Consider the following 17536-nt stretch of genomic DNA (forward strand, 5'->3'; position numbering starts at 1 on the left):
TCGGCTGGCCAGCCCTTAGGCAGGCTGGGGCAGGCGCGCGATGACCTTTATCTCGAAGTCGAAGCCGGCTAACCAGTTGACGCCGACCGCCGTCCAATTGGTGTAGGGCGGTTCACCGAACACCTTCAGCCGAACGGCATCGATCACGGGCCATTGCGTTGCCGGATCGGTGTGGAAGGTGGTCACGTCGACTATATCGTCGAACGTGGCGCCCGCTGCTTTCAGCACTGCCGCGAGATTATCGAAGGCAAGCTGGACCTGCTTTTCGAAGACAGGTTCGGGCGACCCGTCCTCGCGGCTGCCGACCTGGCCCGAGACAAACAAAAGATCGCCTGATCGGATTGCAGCAGAATAGCGATTTATCTCGTAGAGAGCCTGCCGGCCGGCAGGAAAGATCGCGTCACGTTTGGTCATTTTCACTCCATTGTCCGGGGCACTCACATACGTCCCGTATGCATGAGGTGGGTACATACGCTGCGTATGTCAATACGCATACGGTAGGTATGAAGGGCAGCGAGCCCGTCAGGCGCCGGCCGAGATCGCGACAGCCGCTTCGGCCGGCTTGAGCGGCGGGCGCATGACGACCATGGATTCCTCATCGGCATCCTGCGGCGCGCCCCCGAACTCAGCCAGCGTCGGACCATCCTTAAGGCGGCGGTCGCGGGCCAGAAAACCCCAGACCTCGCGGAACCAGACGCGGCGGCCCATTTGCGTGTACCAGCGCATCGAATGGCGCTGTTCGGGATCGGGGTGGAAGAGAATGCGCGTCAGCGCCTTCGGCCGCGACTGCACCGCGACCTCGATCAGCTTGATCGAGAAGAACAGCATCCACGGTTTCAGCCGGGTCATCTGCAGCACCTGGTGCTTGTAGTCCCACAGCCGGGCATCCGTCTGAATCACCTTGCGGTTCTTGGCGATGCGGAAGAACGGCGTCCAGCGGTGCGGCGCGACATAGAGCGCCTGGATCTGGTCGGGGTCATAGGCAAGCAGCTGGCGAAAGCCGCGCCACAGATCGCGAAAGGTCTCATCCTCGAACCCGGCCACCCAGGTCGCCATGGACAGTATGCCATGCTGGCGGAGCAGCCGGATTGCCTCGCGGTCGGATGAGGTGCTGCCGCCCTTGCGGATCAATTGAAGCGTCTGTTCGTCGGTGTTTTCCATGCCGAGCAGCCAGCGGATGACGCCGGCCTTGCGATAGAGGTGCAGGATGTCGGCATCGCGCACGATGTCATTGGCCCGGGTCGAGCCGACGATCAGCACCGGCACGTTCTCGGCGATCAGCGCATCGAGAAAGGCGCGCCAAACCTTCTTCGACACGGTCGGGTTTTCGTCGGCGAGGTTGATCAGTTCGACGCCGTGCTGGCGGTGCAGCCAGGCAATCTCCTGCGCAAATTTCTTGGGGTCGCGATGCCGCCAGCGGGTCCAGAAACCGCGTTGGCCACAATAGTTGCACAGATGCGGGCAGCCCCGCGAAAACTGCATGACCACGGCGCGCTTGCCGCCCCAATAGCTGTAGCGGCGGTGATCGATCAGCTCCCAGCCGACGCGGTACTCGTCCAGATCGGCAATGGTCCCGGCCGGCCGCGTCGCGAAGGGGCGGCCGAGATCGTCGCGATAGGCGATGCCCGCGACATCGGCCAGTGGCCGGCGATTGTCCAGTGCCACGACCAGGGCAAGGATGGTTGCCTCGCCCTCGCCGCGCACGATGAAGTCGAAGACATCGCTCGCCGCCAGTATGTCGCGCCAGTGATAGGTCGGGAACACGCCGCCATAGATCACCAGCGTCGCCGGCTCGAGCGCCTTGACCATGCGGGCGATCGCGAGCGCGGTGGGATGCGCCGAGGTCGAGCCGGAATGGCCGATCAGGATGCAATCGGGCTGGCCGCTGAGCGCATCGCGCACCAGCGTTTCCAACGGCATCGGCCCGAATTCGGCATCGACCAGCCGGACTTTATGGCCGGCTTCGATAAGCGGGCCGCCCAGTGCCAGCAGGCCGAGCGGTGGCAGATGGTCATCGGGCACGCGGCTGCCGATGGCGGTGTGCGGCGGATTGATCAGCACGATGTTCATGACGGACCTTTGAGCGACGGTCCGCATGGCGTAGCCGGCGTTTCAGTTTCGCATTTGGGCTCCGTTCAGCAGTTTGCGTGCAGCTTTTCCGCAGAAATGGCGATGCGTGTCCTACCGCCTGAGGTGGGCGAGCGGCACGTGGCCCGGGCCCTTGATGTTCTGCAGCACCAGCTGGGTGTGAACGTCGCGCACGCCGGCAAGGCGCATCAGGCGGTGCATGACGAAGGCGTTGAGTTCGTCGACCGACGGCACCATGACGTGCAGCAGGAAATCGTGGTCGCCGGTCATCGTCCAGCATGACGACACTTCGTCCATGCGTTGCACGGCGGCGATGAAGGTTTCGGGCGAACCGTCGCTGTGGCTGGTGAGGCGCACCTGGATGAACACCTCGACCATCAGGCCGACGGCGCGGCGGTTGAGCACGGCGGCAAAGCCCTTGATGATGCCGGCCTCCTGCAGCGCCTCGAAGCGGCGGGCGCAAGGCGTCGTCGACAGGCCGATCTCCTGCGCCAGTTCGGACACGGGCTTGCGTCCATCGCGCTGAAGAACATCCAGCATCTTGATCTCGAAATCGTCGAACTGAGGCATTTTCACTCTCTTTCAGCTTCTGCTTGGTGATTTTTACCTCAAATCATGGACCCAAGCCATCATCAAAGCTGAATTGCCTCGCCGGCCGCCGCTAGACTCTGCGGACATATTCAAGTGTCACGATCAGGGGAGAAGAACCATGACGACGATGAGCGTTGCCGAATATGCCCGTGATTGCGCGGCGCAAGGCCTGCGTGGCGACTATTCAGTGTGCCGTTCCGACTTCACCGTGGCGCAGGGCTACAACTACAGCGCCGACGAACAGGCGGTGTGGCGCACGCTGTGCGACCGGCAGACCAAGCTGACGCAGAAGCTGGCGCACCATTCCTATCTCGATGGGATCGCCGCACTCGGCCTGCTCGACCAGATCCCGGATTTCGGCGCGGTCTCAGACAAGCTGCGCAAGCTGACCGGCTGGGAAATCGTCGCCGTGCCTGGCCTCATCCCGGCCGCGCCCTTCTTCGACCATCTCGCCAACCGGCGCTTTCCGGTGACCAACTGGCTGCGCACCAAGGACGAGCTCGACTACATCGTCGAACCCGACATGTTCCACGACTTCTTCGGCCATGTGCCCATCCTGACGCAGCCGGTGTTTGCCGACTTCATGCAGATGTATGGCGAAAAGGCCGAGAGCGTGATTGCACTGGGCGGTGACGAGATGATCACCCGGCTCTACTGGTACACCGCCGAATACGGGCTGATACAGGAGGAGGGCCAGAAGCGGAAAGCTTTCGGCGCCGGGCTGATGTCGTCGTTCACCGAATTGCAGTTCGCCGTCGCGAGCCCGGACGCGCACCACGTGCCCTTCGACCTCGAAACGGTGATGCGCACCGGCTACGAGATCGACAAGTTCCAGCGCGCCTATTTCGTGCTGCCGTCCTTCGACGTGTTGCGCGATGCGTTCCGGACCGCCGATTTCAAGGCGATCGTCGCCCGCCGCAAGGGGCAGCCGGCGCTGGATCCAGCGACGGTTTAGCAAATCCTGAAGGGTTTGCGCGGCACCTACCCCCACCCTTAATCCCTCCCCACAAAGGAGGACGGAGATCTCGTTGGCGCTGATTTCCGAGGGTTTCGACGCCAAGGCATGGGTAGCGCCGGCAGCAATCCTGTCGCGCCGTTCGCTTTTTTGACAATCAGACGGTGATGACTTCGTCACACCGGGGGGATGACTTCGTCACACCGTGATTACTTTGGTCAGATGGTCGCCTAGCCGGCAGGCAAGTGCGGTGATCGTCGTCGTCGGGTTGCATTCGCCCGACGTGCAGAATACCGAGGAACCGCCGACATAGAGATTGTCCATGCCGTGCACCTTGCAGTTGGCGTCGACCACGCTCTTGGTGACATCGGTGCCCATGCGCGTGCCGCCCATGTGGTGGTGGCCGGCCAGTTCCTCATCCGTCGGGTAGTCCTCGCCATTGGTCAGCCAGTCCATGATGCGGACGCGGCCGAGGTCCTTCTCGATCAGCGTCGTTCCGAACAACTTGAGCCCCTCGAGGATGGTGCGGCGCTCCAACGGCGACTTCTTCCAGTGCAGCTCGATGCGCGGCACGCCGGCACGGTCGACATCGGTCTTCGACAATTCGATATGGTTCGAGGCCAGCGGCGCCTGTTCCCAGGCGACGTAGAGCTGGGCGGCGCAGCGCAGGTTCTGGCTGAGCTGGTAGGCGACCCATTCGGCGGCCTCGGGCGCGGTGCAGGCAAGGTCGGCAATCAGGCTCTTGACGCCGGCATAGGGCGTCTCGATCAGACGTATGCCGAAATTCATGATCTGCAGCCGCTCCATGGCGGCGAGCGTCGGCGAGAAGAACGCCTCGTTGACGGCATCGACCTCGAACTCGCTGTAATCGGCCAGGATGGCATTGCCGCCCTCGAAGGTCGGGTGCTCCATCCAGTAGCGGCCAAGTGCCGTGGCGTTCGGCACCACGCCGCCATTCGAGCGCTGGTTCGACCATAGAAGCAGCCGCGAATTCTCCAGCCCGCCGGCGCAGACGATGAAATAATCGGCGCTGAAAGCGCCGGCATCCTTGCCGTTCGACCACAGCCTGGCGCCGGTCACTCGCTTGCCGTCGCCGGCAAGTTCGGTGGCATAGGTGTTGAGGACGAGCGCTATGTTCTTGCTCTTGTCGAGCTCGTCGGAGAATTTCTCGCCAAAGCGCACGGCCGGGCTCTTGATCAGCTGCACCCAGCGTATGTCGTCTGAAATCGGCACATCGGGCTTGAAGTCGGGAAGCTCGAGTATGTCGTGCACCTCGGACAGATAGGGCTCGATGTCGGTCCGGGCGATTGGCCAGCCGGTGTCCGGCGCCCATGCCTTGGGCTCAAAGTCCTGCTTGTCGAGCACGCGGCACCAGCCGGCCCAGTGGTTCGACGACCCGCCCATGAAGCGCAGCCGGGTGATGTCGAGATCGAAATATTGATCGCCGACCGTGGAGCCGCGGTAGAAATCCTGCGACTCGTCGCTGAATTCGCGTGCGCCGGCCTCCAGCACAACGACCGGAATGCCGGCGGCGCCGAGCTTTCTGGCAATGGTGGTGCCGGCCGGCCCGGAGCCGAGAATGCAGACCTTGGGCTTGAAATCCGAGGCTCGAAACGCCTCATAGCTGTCGAAGATCATGCCAGGTCGCTCCGCTTCAGGATCCAGCCATTGACCACGACGATCTCGTCGGGATCGGCCGGGGGGCGGTCGCTGTCAGGCAGCTTGCGAAAAAGCTGTAGCGCCGGCATCGCAATCAGCGCCTGCACGATGGTGCGGCGCGACATTTTCCTGATGAAGAAACTCATGACACGTCTCTGGATGGGGGCTTCGATCCACGCATGGCGTTCCCTGAACGGCACAGGTACCGGCCAGCCATGCCATTCCCGTGCCAAGCCTTGCCTGTAAACGAGTTACAACCCGGTAAACGGCGCAGTTGCGTGGAAACAATGTTGGCGAACCGTTAACAGCCCCACCACCAACACCTAGGCAGCTTCGGAAATGTCCCGGTCGAGGATCGACAAATTGCGGCCGCGGTGCTTGGCCTCGTAGAGCCGGCGGTCGGCGGCGCGCATCAGGTCCGAGACATCGGCATCTTGCGCACAGGTGATGCCGCCGATCGAGACGGTCAGCGGCACCGTGCGCTCGTCGACCGGACGAAAGCGGACCAGCTCGACTTCACGGCGGATGCGCTCGGCCACGCGCCGGGCTTCGGCTTCCGTAGCGCCGACCAGGAAGGCGCCGAACTCCTCACCGCCAATGCGGCCGAGCACGTCGCCGCTGCGGACGCCGCGCTCGATGGCGCTGGCGATCAACACCAGTGCGTCATCGCCGGTCAGATGGCCGAAACTGTCGTTGATCGCCTTGAAATGGTCGGCGTCGATGATCAGCAGCGCGCCGCGATCGGATTTGCGCCGCGAGCCGTCCAACGCGGCAAAGAAGCTCTCGCGGTTGAGCATGCCGGTCATGTCGTCGCGGCTCGCCTTCGCCGACAGGCGCCGATGCGCGGCGGCGAGCTGGGCATGCGCGCGGGCGAGATCGCGATGCGCGTTTTTCAGTCGGTCGCTCTGCCAGAAGGTGCTGGCGCAGGCGATCCAGGCGAGCGCCAGCGGGCACACCGTCGATGTCAGCCAGACAGTGCGGTCGACCGGAAAACCCATGGCGGGAACGATGATCAGCGTCAGCAAAAGCGAGATGGCTACCGAGCCGAATGCGACCGCGGCGGACTTTAAGACTATGCGACTCATCGCTGGCTCCCACTGAACCGTCTCTGTGCCAGCAAGCCCTGAAGGCCACCTTTCCGTGATGGCTAAAATTTGAATGGTGAGCCCATTTTTACAACTCTAGATGCACATAGGTTGTGGATAAGCTCTACATCAGAAAGGGGTTCGAACGGCAGATATTTCATGCCATAAGGACGCCATGACCACGCTGCCCGATCCCGCCCGCTTCGCCCATGTCACCGACTGGGTGTTCGACCTCGACAACACGCTTTATCCGCACCATTCGAATCTGTTTTCGCAGATCGACGTCAAGATGACGGCCTATGTCGGAGAACTGCTCACGCTGCCGCGCGAGGAAGCGCGCAAGCTGCAGAAGGAACTCTATCTCGAATATGGCACGACGCTGAACGGGCTGATGACGCGCCACGGCATCGACCCCGACGATTTTCTCGAAAAGGTGCACGACATCGACTATTCGTGGCTGGTGCCGGATCCGGTGCTGGGCACCGCCATCCGCCAGCTGCCCGGCCGCAAGTTCATCTTCACCAATGGCGACCGCAGGCACGCCGAGCGCACCGCGCGCCAGCTCGGCATACTCGACCATTTCGACGACATTTTCGATATCGTCGCCGCCGGGCTGACGCCGAAGCCGTCGCGGCAGACCTATGAGAAGTTTGCCGAACTGCACGCAGTCACCGGACACAATGCGGTGATGTTCGAGGATCTCGCCCGCAACCTCGAGGTGCCGAAATCACTGGGCATGACCACGGTGCTGGTGGTGCCGCGCAATTTCGAGCCGACCTTTGCCGAGATCTGGGAACGCGATCCGGCCAATGAGGACGACGTCGATTTCGTCACCGACGATCTCGCGACGTTTCTGACGGGGATAGTGGAGGGGGTAGAGGAATTGAGGAGCTGAAGAATTGAAGAACTGGTGAAAGGGAGACCGATCCGGACCTCCTTTTCCTCAATTCTTCAGTTCTTCAATTCCCGGTTCCCCTACTCCCCCAACTTGTAGAAGCGGCTGATGATCCCCCAGGCCTCGTCGGCGGTGTCGACAAAGTCGATGATATCCTGGTCGCCGGGCGTGATGGTGCCTTGTTCGGCCAGGAAATCGAGGTCGATCGCGCGCTGCCAGAACGCCTTGCCGAACAGGATCACCGGCACGCGCTCCATGCGGCCAGTCTGGATCAGCGTCAGCGTCTCGAAGAATTCGTCCATGGTACCGAAGCCGCCCGGAAACACCGCGACGGCCTTGGCGCGCATGACGAAATGCATCTTGCGGATGGCGAAATAGTGGAAGTTGAAGCACAGCTCCGGGGTCACATAGGCGTTCGGCGCCTGCTCGTGTGGCAGGACGATGTTGAGGCCGATCGACGGCGCGCCGACATCGTCGGCGCCGCGATTTCCCGCCTCCATCACGCCTGGGCCGCCACCGGTGACGACGACGAATTCGCGGTAGTAGGACATGGCCGATTGCTGTGAGCAGAGGCGGGCGAATTTGCGCGCCTCCTCGTAGTATTTGCTGTTTTCCTCGAGGTTTTTCTTCTGCGTCTCGTTCTTGGCGGCCCAGGCCTCGCCGCCGGGCTCGGGAATACGCGCGCCGCCGAACAGGATCACCGTCGAGCGGATGCCGCGCTCGGCCAGGATCATTTCGGGCTTCAAGAGCTCAAGCTGCAAGCGCACAGCGCGCAATTCCCGGCGCGTCATGAAGTCGGGATCGTTCCAGGCCAGCCGGTAGGTTTCGGCGCGCGTCTGCGGCGTGTCGGGAACGCTTTTCGAGCGCTCCAGATCCTCGTCCGAATGCGGCAGCGGCGTCCATCCCGCCTTTTCCATAGGAGTCATATGCTTTCTACCCGTCCCAACAGTTCACTTGCGCCGTCCCATGGCGCACGCGCGATTGACCCCCAATACGCCTTAACATAGGGTCCGCGCGACTTTCAAAACAAGGTTAAGGCCGACGGCCTTAACAGCGTGGTAACGGAGCGAATTCATGTCGAAGCCTGATCTGGCCAGCCTCGAAAAGACCATCGAGAAGGCCTTCGAGGAGCGCGACACGATTTCGACCGCGACCCGGGGCGAAACGCGCGACGCCATCCAGTCCTCACTCGACCTGCTCGACCGTGGCACCGTGCGCGTTGCCGAGCGCCAGGCCGATGGCAAATGGCATGTCAACCAATGGCTGAAGAAGGCGGTGCTGCTCTCGTTCCGGCTCTATCCGATGGAGATCATCAAGGGCGGCCCCGGCCAGGCGGTCTGGTGGGACAAGGTGGCGTCGAAGTTCGACGGCTGGAGCGCGGTCGATTTCGAGAAGGCAGGCTTCCGCGCCGTGCCGTCTTCGATCGTGCGCCGCTCGGCCTATGTCGCGCCGGGCGCGGTGCTGATGCCGTCCTTCGTCAATGTCGGCGCCTATGTCGATAGCGGCACCATGGTCGACACCTGGGCCTCGGTCGGCTCCTGCGCCCAGATCGGCAAGAATGTGCACCTCTCGGGCGGCGTAGGCATCGGCGGGGTGCTGGAGCCGATGCAGGCCGGCCCGACCATCATCGAGGACAATTGCTTCATCGGCGCGCGCTCCGAAGTGGTCGAGGGCTGCATCGTGCGCGAAGGCTCGGTGCTCGGAATGGGTGTGTTCATCGGCCAGTCGACCAAGATCGTCGACCGCGCCACCGGCGAAGTGTTTTATGGCGAGGTGCCGCCGAATTCGGTCGTCGTCGCCGGCTCGATGCCGGGCAAGGCCTTTCCGAACAACGAGCCGGGCCCTGGCCTCTACTGCGCCGTCATCGTCAAGCGCGTCGATGCCAAGACCCGGTCGAAAACCTCGATCAACGAACTGCTGCGTGATTGATCCTGTCCGAGCAACCAGAGCGCTCCAGATTGCCCAACACACCACCACTTCCCTGGCTTTTCTTCAGCCTCTCAGGGCGCGTCAGCCCAAGTGCCTACGTGCTCGCCGGGCTGCTGCTGGTGCTTGCACAGTTTTTCCCGCTCTACCAGTTGTCGAGACTGGAACCCGGCACCGCAACCAGCCAGAACTGGGCACTTGTGTTCTGGGTCGTTTTGCTGATCTCGACATGGTCGAGCTTTGCGGTAACCGCAAAGCGGTTTCATGATTTCGGCAAGCCGACTTATTACGCGTTGATCTCTCTTATCATCGGCCCCATTCTTCTCATCGTTCTAGCGTGTTTCCGGGGTGACCCCGGTCCGAACCGCTACGGCAAGCGCAGCAACGCGCCGGCTGAACCATGAGCGCCGACCGGATATCTCGCCATGCGCTACCGCACGCTTGATCCGAAACTGATCATCGACACCGCCGAGCGGCTGGAAGAGCGCGTCGCCGAGCGTTTTCCCGATGCCGGCCTGCGCGGCGTCGCCGCCGAACTGGTGTCGCTGTCGCGCGACCTGGCCAAGGCGGCGCAGGCGCTGGAAGCGCCGATCTGGTGGCTGCGCGGCGCCATCGTCGCCGCTGTTGCCGCCGGCGCGCTGACCTTCCTATTCGTCGGCACCATCCTGCCGCTCATCCATATCTCGCAGGCCGACGATGCGGTGCAGTCGGTGCAAGGCATCGAAGCCACGATCAACATGATGATCCTTGCCGTGCTCGGCCTGCTGGCGCTGATCCGCACCGAGGAGCGCATCAAGCGCAAGCGGGTGTTTCGCCAGCTGCATGGGTTGAGATCGCTGATCCATGTCATCGACATGCACCAGCTGACCAAGGATCCGGCAGCATTGTCCGCCAATTTCAGGCCGACCGCGCATTCGCCGGCTCGCATCACCAATGCCGCCGACCTGGCGCGCTACCTCGACTATTGCTCGGAAATGCTGTCGATCACCGGCAAGATCGCGGCGCTGTTTGCGCAGTCCGTCAATGACGATGTGGTCATCGACGGCGTCAACGACGTCGAGAACCTGGCGTCCAACCTGTCGCGCAAGATCTGGCAGAAGATCACGCTGATCGAGAACCACCCGGCGGCGCAGCCCGTGCCGGCGCCAGGCCCGGCGAGCAAAGCGCCGGCTCCGAGGCGCGCACCAAAGCTGTGACGCGGCGGGCCCACGCGCCTGTTTTCGGGCTATGCGGGCCAAGGCCCGAGGCTCGCGGCAAGTAGACTATCCAGTGACGGCTTCCGGCGTCAGCCCGGGTGAGCCGCGCGTTTCCCGCTCGGCCTGCCGCACCAGCGCGGTGACCCGCTTCAGCAGAGGCGCCGGCGTGCCGGCCTTTTCGGCGAGGCTCAGGACGGCCCCCTGCAGGTCACCGATCTCGGTCGGCCGACCGCGCTGGAGGTCGTCCCACATCGACGAGCGCGCCTGCGGGTCGATGGCGAGCATGCGGCGGGCGACCAGCCGGAACAGCCAGTCCGGCAGCCGGAGCAGCTTCGGCAGCAGGCCGGGACGCAAGCCGCCGATCCGCGCCGGCGCGATATGTAACGCCTTCATCGCCGCCAAGGCCTCGTCGATCTGACCGGCCAGGATCCGCCGCCAGCGGCGGTCGGCAAGTTCGCTCGCCAGCGGCAGGCCGGACAAGGCGACAAGCGCGTTGTTGAGGTTGATCAGCAGCTTGCCCCACTGAACGGCTTTCATGTCGGGATGGGTTTCCACGCCAAGCCCTTCGACATCGAGAAGGCCGGCAAGGCCGGTCACGCCATCTTCGATCATGACCTTGCCGTTGCTGGCGCGATGCACGTGAAGCGGCAAATTGCCTATGGCCGACTGGACGACATTGAACGGCACCATGCCGGCGAGCACAGTCCGTCCACCGAGCCCGGCGCGTAACCGGTCGGCATTGCCGACGCCGTTCTGGAGGCTGACCACCACGACTTCGCCGCGCGCATGTCCGGCAACAAGCGACGCCATCTCCTCGGTAGCGCCGTTCTTGACCGTCACCAGCACCACGTCGGCACTGGCCAGGGCAGCGGCGGGATCAGTGGTGACGGACTCCGGCCGGATGGATCGGTCGCGATTATCGAGATCGGTGATGCGCAGGCCGCCGTCCAGCAAGACCGTCGCGATGCTTGGCCGCGCCAAAAACACCACCTTGCGTCCGGCCAGCGCCAGGCAGCCGCCGACATAGCAGCCTATGCTGCCGGCGCCGGCAATGACGATGGTCTTTTCGGCGTTGGCCATGCGATTATCTCGTGTTGGCCTGCACTATACGACAGGAAAACCATAATGTCGGCGGCAGGACCGGTCATCATCTCTGGCCGTGACAGGCCTTTCGCTTTCGACTATCGCTTTGCCCATGAAACTGCCGACCGATCCCGCCGCCAACCTCGCGACCCTCATACGCTGCGCCTCCGTAACGCCCGCCGAGGGCGGCGCGCTGGCTGCCCTGGAAGGCATGCTGAAGCCGCTCGGCTTTTCCGTCGAACGCCCGGTGTTTTCCGAAGACGGCACCCCCGACATCGAGAACCTCTACGCGCGTCGCTCCGGCAATGGGCCGCATCTGATGTTTGCCGGCCATACCGACGTGGTGCCGGCGGGCGACGAGGCGTCGTGGACGCATCCGCCCTTCGCCGCCGAGATCGCCAAGGGCGAGATGTATGGCCGCGGCGCCGTCGACATGAAGGGCGGCATCGCCTGTTTCATCGCCGCCGTGGCGCGCCATGTCGAGAAAAAGGGTGGTCCGAAAGGCTCGGTCTCGCTGCTGATTACCGGCGACGAGGAGGGGCCGGCGATCAACGGGACGACAAAACTGCTCGACTGGGCGGCGGCCAGGGGCGAGAGATGGGACGCCGCGATCGTTGGCGAGCCGACCAATCCGGACACGCTCGGCGACATGATCAAGATCGGCCGGCGTGGCTCGATGTCGGGCAGTGTCACGGTCAACGGCCGCCAGGGCCATGTCGCCTATCCATTGCTCGCCGACAATCCGGTGCGCGGCCTGATCAGCCTGGTCGACGCCTTGCTGTCGCCCGTCTTCGACAAGGGCACGAAGGATTTTCAGCCGACCAATCTGGAAGTGACCTCGATCGATGTCGGCAACCCGGCGACCAATGTTATTCCGGCCAAGGCGACAGCCACCTTCAACATCCGCTTCAACGACACATGGACTGCCGAGACGGTGCAGGCCGAGATCCATAACCGCCTCGACCAGGCGGCGAAGCGCAAGAAATACCGGACCGGCAAGACGCCGGTCGACTACGAGCTGATCTGGCGCGACCGGCCGAGCCATGTCTTCCTGACGCGCGACGACAAGCTGATCGAGACGCTGCGCGGGTCGATCAAGGCGACAGTCGGCAAGGAGCCGGCGCTGTCCACCTCGGGCGGAACCTCGGATGCGCGTTTCATCAAGGACTATTGCCCGGTGGTCGAGTTCGGCCTCGTCGGCAAGACCATGCACATGGTCGACGAGCGCGTCGCACTGGCCGACCTCGAGACGCTGACCCAAATCTACCAGCGCTTCATCGATGACTGGTTCGAGCAGGGCTGATCATGCTTTCGGTTGACGAGACCTCTTCATCGCTTAACGGCGCCTGGCGGCTGATGCTCGGAAAGGCCGACGGCTTGCGGCTGCTCGACCTTTCGGCGGACGGCTTCTGGAATTCCTTCTTCGCCATCGTCGTCGCCGCGCCGGCGATGATCGTCGGCTGGGTCGGCACGGCCAACGAGATCGGCGATCCCAATGCGTTCGCCGGCCGGCTGGGCATGTTGATTCGCCTGGCGACCGTCGACCTCGGCTCGTGGCTGCTGCCCCTGGTTGTGCTTGCCCTGGTCGCATCGCGCGCCGGCATCGGCGACCGCTTCGTCCACTATGTCGTCGCCAGCAACTGGGCGTCGGCGATCACTGCCTGGATGCTGCTGCCTTCAGCGCTGATCAGGCTTTTCCTGCCGTCTGGCAACCCGGTTGCCGAATTGGTGTGGCTGGTTCTGGTGGTGCTGTCGCTGGTACTCTCCTGGCGGATGACCAACGCCGCGATCGGCAAGGGCGCGGCTGTCGGCAGCGCCGTGTTCGCAGGCATGTTGGTGGTGTCTCTGGCCGTCTTGTTCGGCCTGGTGGCGCTGCTCGGCATCACTGTGCCGACCGCCGCTCCGGCTTAGAACTTTTCCGGATAGTCTACACCGACGAGAAAAAGCCCGTCGGGCGGCGCCACCTGGCCGCAGGCGGCGCGGTCTTGCGCCGCGAGCGCTGCCTTGAGGTCGGCGCCGGTCCAGCCGCCGTCGCCGACGCGTTTCAGCGAACCGACCATGGAGCGCACTTGGTTGTGCAGGAAAGAGCGCGCCGAGGCCCTGACTTCGATCAGGTCGCCCTGGCGGCTTACATCGAGCCGCTCCAGCGTCCGCACCGGACTGTTGGCCTGGCATTGCGTCGAGCGGAAGGTGGTAAAGTCATGTCGGCCGAGCAGGACTTTCGCCGCTTCGTGCATGGCGTTCGCATCGAGCCGCTTCGGCACCCACCAGACCTTGCCCTTTTCCATCGCTGCAGGCGCGCGCCGGTTGAGGATGCGGTAGAGATAGTGCCGCCCGGTGGCCGAGAAACGGGCGTCGAACTCATTGGGGACAACCGTCGCCTGCAGGATGGCGATGCGCGCGCCTGCCGCCTGCAGGTGCGCGTTGACGGCGTCGCGCACCTTGTCGTTTGGCCATGCCTTGGCGAGGTCGACATGCGCCACCTGGGCGGTCGCATGCACCCCGGCGTCGGTGCGGCCGGCGGCGCGTATCCGCACCGCCTCACCGCAGAATTTCTCGATCGCCTGCTCTATCGCCTGCTGCACCGAAGGCTGATCCGCCTGGTGTTGCCAGCCGGCGAAAAGGCTGCCGTCATATTCGATATCGAGACGAAAACGCGGCATACACCCTTCGTTCAGGCGGCGAGTGCGGTAAAGGCCTGGGCGTAGACCAGTTTGCCTTTTTCGGGTGCGTCACCCCAGGCCAGCGCCTGCAGCGCTTCGCCCTGATATTCGCTCTCGAACTTTTCGGCGCGCGCATGGCTGTAGCCGAAGCGGCCGTAATAGGCCGGATCGCCCAACACAACGGCGAGCGTCTCGCCGCCATCCCTGAGGCGGATATGCGCTTCGCGGATCAGCGCACCGCCAATGCCCGAGCCGTGGAACGAAGGTTCCACCGCCAACGGCGCCAGCGCCACGGCTGCAAACTGCTTGCCGCCGTTCCTAACGAACAGCCTGGAAAACAGGATGTGGCCGACCACCTGGCCGTCTTCTTCCGCCACCAGTTCGACAACGGCGTCGCCGCCGGTGACCAGAGCGTCGACCAGCCCGGCCTCCGCCTGCTGGCCGAATGCGTGTTCCTCGACCAGGCGTATGGCCTCGCGGTCCCGCGGCGTCGCGCCGCGTATCGACATCATGCTCATGAGAACTTCATTCCTTTTTCGATCTTGGCCCCGCGCAGAAACTCCTTCGCGGCAGCAGGCTTTCCGCCCGCCCGTTGAACTTCGACCAGCCTGACCGCGCCCGACCCGCAGGCGACCGTCAGCCGGTCATCGAGAATTCCTCCCGACTCGCCCATGCTTTCAGAAAGCGTACCTTCAGAAAGCGTCGAGCGAAGCAGTTTCAGCCGTTCCGTGCGGCCGCCGATGTCGGCCTCGCACCAGGCGCCGGGGAATGGCGACAGCCCGCGAATGTGATTGTGGACCTCCGCAGCCGGGCGCGTCCAGTCCACACGTGTCTCCGACTTATCGATTTTCCTGGCGTAGGTCACCCCGTCAGCCGCCTGCAAAGTCGATGCCAGGGTATTTGTCTCCAATCGGGACAGCGCTTCCACCATCAGCGTGGCAGCAATATTCATCAAGCGGTCGTGCAGATCGCCGGCCGTCATATCGGGCTCTATGGCGCATTTTTCAACCAGTGCCACCGGACCGGTGTCCAGGCCCTCTTCCATGCGCATCACCATCATGCCGGTCTCGACGTCGCCGGCCATAATGGCGCGCTGGATGGGAGCTGCACCACGCCAACGCGGCAAAAGCGAGGCGTGGCCGTTGAGGCAGCCGAGGCGCGGAGCCTCCAGAATAGCCTTCGGCAACAGCAAACCATACGCGACGACGACCGCGACATCGGCACGCAACGCCTGGAAAGCAGCTTGCTCGGCCTCGCCCTTCAGCGACAGCGGCGTGCGCACTTCGATGCCCAGCCGCTCAGCCTCGCGCTGCACCGGCGACGGTGTCAGCTCCAGCCCGCGGCGGCCCGCGGCGCGCGGCGGCTGGGTGTAGACGGCTGCTATCTCGTGCCCGGCCTCGGCAATCGCGCGCAGCACCGGCACCGAAAACTCCGGCGTGCCCATGAAGATGACGCGAAGCGGCATCTTCCCTATCCCACCAGCTTGCCCGGCGCCTTGTCCTTGGCGAGCTTCTTGAACTTCTTGACCACCATGTCGCGCTTCAGCTTCGAGATGTGGTCGATGAACAGCACACCGTTGAGATGGTCGATCTCGTGCTGCAGGCAGGTCGCCATCAGGCCTTCGGCCTCGATCTCCTGCAGCTTGCCGTCGCGGTCGAGATATTTCACGCGCACCGAGGCGGGACGCTCGACCTCGGCGTAATAGTCCGGGATCGACAGGCAGCCTTCCTCGTAGACGGAGCGAGCGTCGGCGCTTTCGAGGATTTCGGGATTGATGAAGAAATGCGGCGCCGGCGGCTCGTCTTCCTTGGCGAGGTCGATGACCAGCATGCGCAGCGGCTCGCCAATCTGGATTGCGGCCAAGCCGATGCCCGGCGCATCATACATCGTCGCCAGCATGTCGTCGGTCAGTTTGCGCAAAGGCGCGTCGACGCGTTCGACCGGTTTGGAAACCTGGCGCAGGATAGGATCGGGAAGGATGATGAGCGGCTTGATCGACATGGCGCCTCACCTAAAACGTCGCAGGAGAAGCGTCAACCGGTGCGAATCGGTCTCGTTCACGTTTTGATCTGTGCCAGGTCTGCGAATCGGCTATGCTGGCGGGATGAACGACCTGAGCACCATCCTTTCCGAACCCGTTGCCCGGCTTGGCGCGACGACGATCACGCTCGGCCATGCACTGGCCATCGGCGCGCTGGTGTTTCTCGGCCTGTTCCTGGCGCTTGTCGTGGCGCTGTGGCGATCGGCCAAGGCGCGCACCATCGCCGCGGCGGAAGCCGCCGACCACGCCCGCGACGCCGAGGCGCGGATGGCCGGCATTTTGCAAAGCCAGGCCGAGATGCAGGGCCGCATGGGCGCCATCGCCGACGTGTTCGGCGCAAGGCAGGCCGAACTCAACCAGTCGATCGGCCAGCGCCTCGACGCCATGACCGGCCGACTCGGCCAAACCATGACCGAACAGACCAAATCGACGCATGAGAGCCTCGCCAAACTGCAGGAACGGCTGGCGGTCATCGACACCGCGCAAGGCAACATTCAGTCGCTGGCCGGCCAGGTCGTGCAATTGCAGGCGATCCTGTCCAACAAGCAGACGCGCGGCGCCTTCGGCCAGTCGCGCATGGAGGCGATCGTCGCCGACGGCCTTCCGATGGGCGCCTACGAGTTCCAGGCAACGCTGTCAAACGGCAGCCGTCCCGACTGCCTGGTCAGGATGCCGAACGGTGCGCCGCAGCTTGCCATCGACGCCAAGTTTCCGCTGGAAGCCTGGAACGCCATCCGCGCCGCCGATGGCGCCGAACAACAGAAGATCGCGGCCCAGGCTTTCCGCCGCGACATCGAAATTCACGTCCGCGATATCTCGGAAAAATACCTGATCCAGGGCGAGACGCAGGACACCGCCTTCATGTTCGTGCCGTCGGAATCGGTGTTCGCCGAAATCCACGAGAATTTCGACGCCGTGGTCCAGAAGGCGCACCGGGCGCGTGTCATCATCGTCTCACCGTCGCTTTTGATGCTGTCGATCCAGGTCATCCAGGCCATCCTCAAGGACGCCCGCATGCGCGAACAGGCGCATCTGATCCAGGGCGAGGTGATCCGGCTGATGGAGGACGTCGCGCGCGTCGACGAACGCGTGCGCCGGCTGCAGACGCATTTTGGCCAGTCGGCCAAGGATATCGACGAGATACTGGTGTCGACGTCGAAGGTGACCAAGCGCGGCCAAAAGATCGAAGCGCTGGAGTTTGGCGAAAACGAAGCCGAAGTGCGCGGTGGCGGACCCGCCAAGGCCGAAGCCGGGGTGCGGGTGGCGGATTCCAAGACGGGGCAGCTCAGGCTACGTGTCGTCGAAGGCGACGATTAAAGCGCGTCGCGCTGAAACGGATTCATACGACGCGCCT

Annotated in this window: 20 protein-coding genes; 8 read left to right on the forward strand and 12 right to left on the reverse strand. The window is 63.7% G+C overall.

Annotated features, from left to right (window positions below; translation table 11 throughout):
* Positions 1–15 precede the first annotated feature (15 nt).
* The 3 genes from NKI37_RS21905 to NKI37_RS21915 form a co-directional block, all read right to left on the reverse strand.
* Positions 16–414 (reverse strand): RidA family protein, encoded by a 399-nt coding sequence (locus tag NKI37_RS21905; RefSeq protein ID WP_023687463.1) that lies wholly within the window; start codon positions 412–414, stop codon positions 16–18.
* A gap of 108 nt (positions 415–522) precedes the next feature.
* The gene (gene bchE, locus NKI37_RS21910) at positions 523–2070 is read right to left on the reverse strand and encodes a magnesium-protoporphyrin IX monomethyl ester anaerobic oxidative cyclase (RefSeq protein ID WP_352669648.1); all 1548 of its coding nucleotides are present in this window, start codon (positions 2068–2070) and stop codon (positions 523–525) included.
* A gap of 111 nt (positions 2071–2181) precedes the next feature.
* Positions 2182–2658, reverse strand: coding sequence for an Lrp/AsnC family transcriptional regulator (locus NKI37_RS21915; RefSeq protein ID WP_023687465.1), 477 nt, complete (start codon positions 2656–2658; stop codon positions 2182–2184).
* Between the two features lie 139 nt (positions 2659–2797).
* Here NKI37_RS21915 and phhA point away from each other — a divergent pair, with 139 nt between their 5' ends.
* Positions 2798–3634, forward strand: coding sequence for a phenylalanine 4-monooxygenase (phhA, locus tag NKI37_RS21920; protein ID WP_023696031.1), 837 nt, complete (start codon positions 2798–2800; stop codon positions 3632–3634).
* Positions 3635–3832: 198 nt separating this feature from the next.
* Here the strand turns inward: phhA and NKI37_RS21925 are convergent, their stop codons facing one another.
* From NKI37_RS21925 to NKI37_RS21935, 3 genes are all read right to left on the reverse strand, one after another.
* Positions 3833–5272, reverse strand: coding sequence for a GMC oxidoreductase (locus NKI37_RS21925; RefSeq protein WP_023821729.1), 1440 nt, complete (start codon positions 5270–5272; stop codon positions 3833–3835).
* The gene (locus NKI37_RS21930; RefSeq protein ID WP_023673226.1) at positions 5269–5439 is read right to left on the reverse strand and encodes a hypothetical protein; all 171 of its coding nucleotides are present in this window, start codon (positions 5437–5439) and stop codon (positions 5269–5271) included. The genes NKI37_RS21925 and NKI37_RS21930 overlap by 4 nt, the downstream gene beginning before the upstream one ends.
* A 177-nt stretch (positions 5440–5616) precedes the next feature.
* Positions 5617–6378: a GGDEF domain-containing protein gene (locus NKI37_RS21935; protein WP_023681345.1), complete on the reverse strand. Its 762-nt coding sequence runs from the start codon at positions 6376–6378 to the stop codon at positions 5617–5619.
* Positions 6379–6553: 175 nt separating this feature from the next.
* Between NKI37_RS21935 and NKI37_RS21940 the strand changes: the two genes are divergently transcribed.
* Entirely contained in the window at positions 6554–7273 is a 720-nt protein-coding gene (locus NKI37_RS21940; protein ID WP_023687469.1) for a pyrimidine 5'-nucleotidase, read from the forward strand.
* A gap of 80 nt (positions 7274–7353) precedes the next feature.
* On the opposite strand, the gene NKI37_RS21945 is transcribed toward NKI37_RS21940, so the two are convergent.
* Positions 7354–8199 (reverse strand): LOG family protein, encoded by an 846-nt coding sequence (locus NKI37_RS21945; protein WP_352789036.1) that lies wholly within the window; start codon positions 8197–8199, stop codon positions 7354–7356.
* A 148-nt stretch (positions 8200–8347) separates the two neighbouring features.
* Between NKI37_RS21945 and dapD the strand changes: the two genes are divergently transcribed.
* The 3 genes from dapD to NKI37_RS21960 are packed head-to-tail and all read left to right on the forward strand — an operon-like array spanning position 8348 to position 10395.
* Entirely contained in the window at positions 8348–9202 is an 855-nt protein-coding gene (gene dapD, locus NKI37_RS21950; RefSeq protein ID WP_023673222.1) for a 2,3,4,5-tetrahydropyridine-2,6-dicarboxylate N-succinyltransferase, read from the forward strand.
* The gene (locus NKI37_RS21955) at positions 9199–9603 is read left to right on the forward strand and encodes a DUF805 domain-containing protein (RefSeq protein ID WP_081725464.1); all 405 of its coding nucleotides are present in this window, start codon (positions 9199–9201) and stop codon (positions 9601–9603) included. Before dapD ends, NKI37_RS21955 begins: the two co-directional genes overlap by 4 nt.
* A 21-nt stretch (positions 9604–9624) precedes the next feature.
* The gene (locus NKI37_RS21960) at positions 9625–10395 is read left to right on the forward strand and encodes a hypothetical protein (RefSeq protein WP_023703796.1); all 771 of its coding nucleotides are present in this window, start codon (positions 9625–9627) and stop codon (positions 10393–10395) included.
* Between the two features lie 66 nt (positions 10396–10461).
* Here NKI37_RS21960 and NKI37_RS21965 read toward each other — a convergent pair whose 3' ends face one another.
* Positions 10462–11475: a 2-dehydropantoate 2-reductase gene (locus tag NKI37_RS21965; RefSeq protein WP_023703797.1), complete on the reverse strand. Its 1014-nt coding sequence runs from the start codon at positions 11473–11475 to the stop codon at positions 10462–10464.
* Between the two features lie 115 nt (positions 11476–11590).
* Between NKI37_RS21965 and dapE the strand changes: the two genes are divergently transcribed.
* Both dapE and NKI37_RS21975 read left to right on the forward strand, forming a co-directional pair.
* Positions 11591–12781, forward strand: a complete 1191-nt coding sequence (gene dapE / locus NKI37_RS21970; protein ID WP_023673218.1) for a succinyl-diaminopimelate desuccinylase — start codon at positions 11591–11593, stop codon at positions 12779–12781.
* Positions 12782–12783: 2 nt separating this feature from the next.
* Positions 12784–13389 carry a hypothetical protein gene (locus tag NKI37_RS21975; protein WP_023673217.1) on the forward strand — a complete coding sequence of 202 codons (606 nt, stop codon included), beginning with the start codon at positions 12784–12786 and terminating at the stop codon, positions 13387–13389.
* Here NKI37_RS21975 and truA read toward each other — a convergent pair.
* The 4 genes from truA to def are packed head-to-tail and all read right to left on the reverse strand — an operon-like array spanning position 13386 to position 16142.
* The gene (gene truA, locus NKI37_RS21980; protein ID WP_023673216.1) at positions 13386–14141 is read right to left on the reverse strand and encodes a tRNA pseudouridine(38-40) synthase TruA; all 756 of its coding nucleotides are present in this window, start codon (positions 14139–14141) and stop codon (positions 13386–13388) included. The genes NKI37_RS21975 and truA overlap by 4 nt on opposite strands.
* Before the next feature lie 11 nt (positions 14142–14152).
* Positions 14153–14659 (reverse strand): GNAT family N-acetyltransferase, encoded by a 507-nt coding sequence (locus tag NKI37_RS21985; protein ID WP_352789039.1) that lies wholly within the window; start codon positions 14657–14659, stop codon positions 14153–14155.
* Positions 14656–15606, reverse strand: a complete 951-nt coding sequence (fmt, locus tag NKI37_RS21990; RefSeq protein WP_023728812.1) for a methionyl-tRNA formyltransferase — start codon at positions 15604–15606, stop codon at positions 14656–14658. The genes NKI37_RS21985 and fmt overlap by 4 nt, the downstream gene beginning before the upstream one ends.
* A gap of 5 nt (positions 15607–15611) precedes the next feature.
* Positions 15612–16142: a peptide deformylase gene (def, locus tag NKI37_RS21995; RefSeq protein WP_352789040.1), complete on the reverse strand. Its 531-nt coding sequence runs from the start codon at positions 16140–16142 to the stop codon at positions 15612–15614.
* 103 nt (positions 16143–16245) lie between these two features.
* Here def and NKI37_RS22000 point away from each other — a divergent pair, with 103 nt between their 5' ends.
* Entirely contained in the window at positions 16246–17499 is a 1254-nt protein-coding gene (locus tag NKI37_RS22000) for a DNA recombination protein RmuC (protein WP_023710397.1), read from the forward strand.
* Positions 17500–17536: the final 37 nt, after the last annotated feature.

The organism is Mesorhizobium sp. M0626 (assembly GCF_040320665.1).
Lineage (GTDB): Bacteria > Pseudomonadota > Alphaproteobacteria > Rhizobiales > Rhizobiaceae > Mesorhizobium.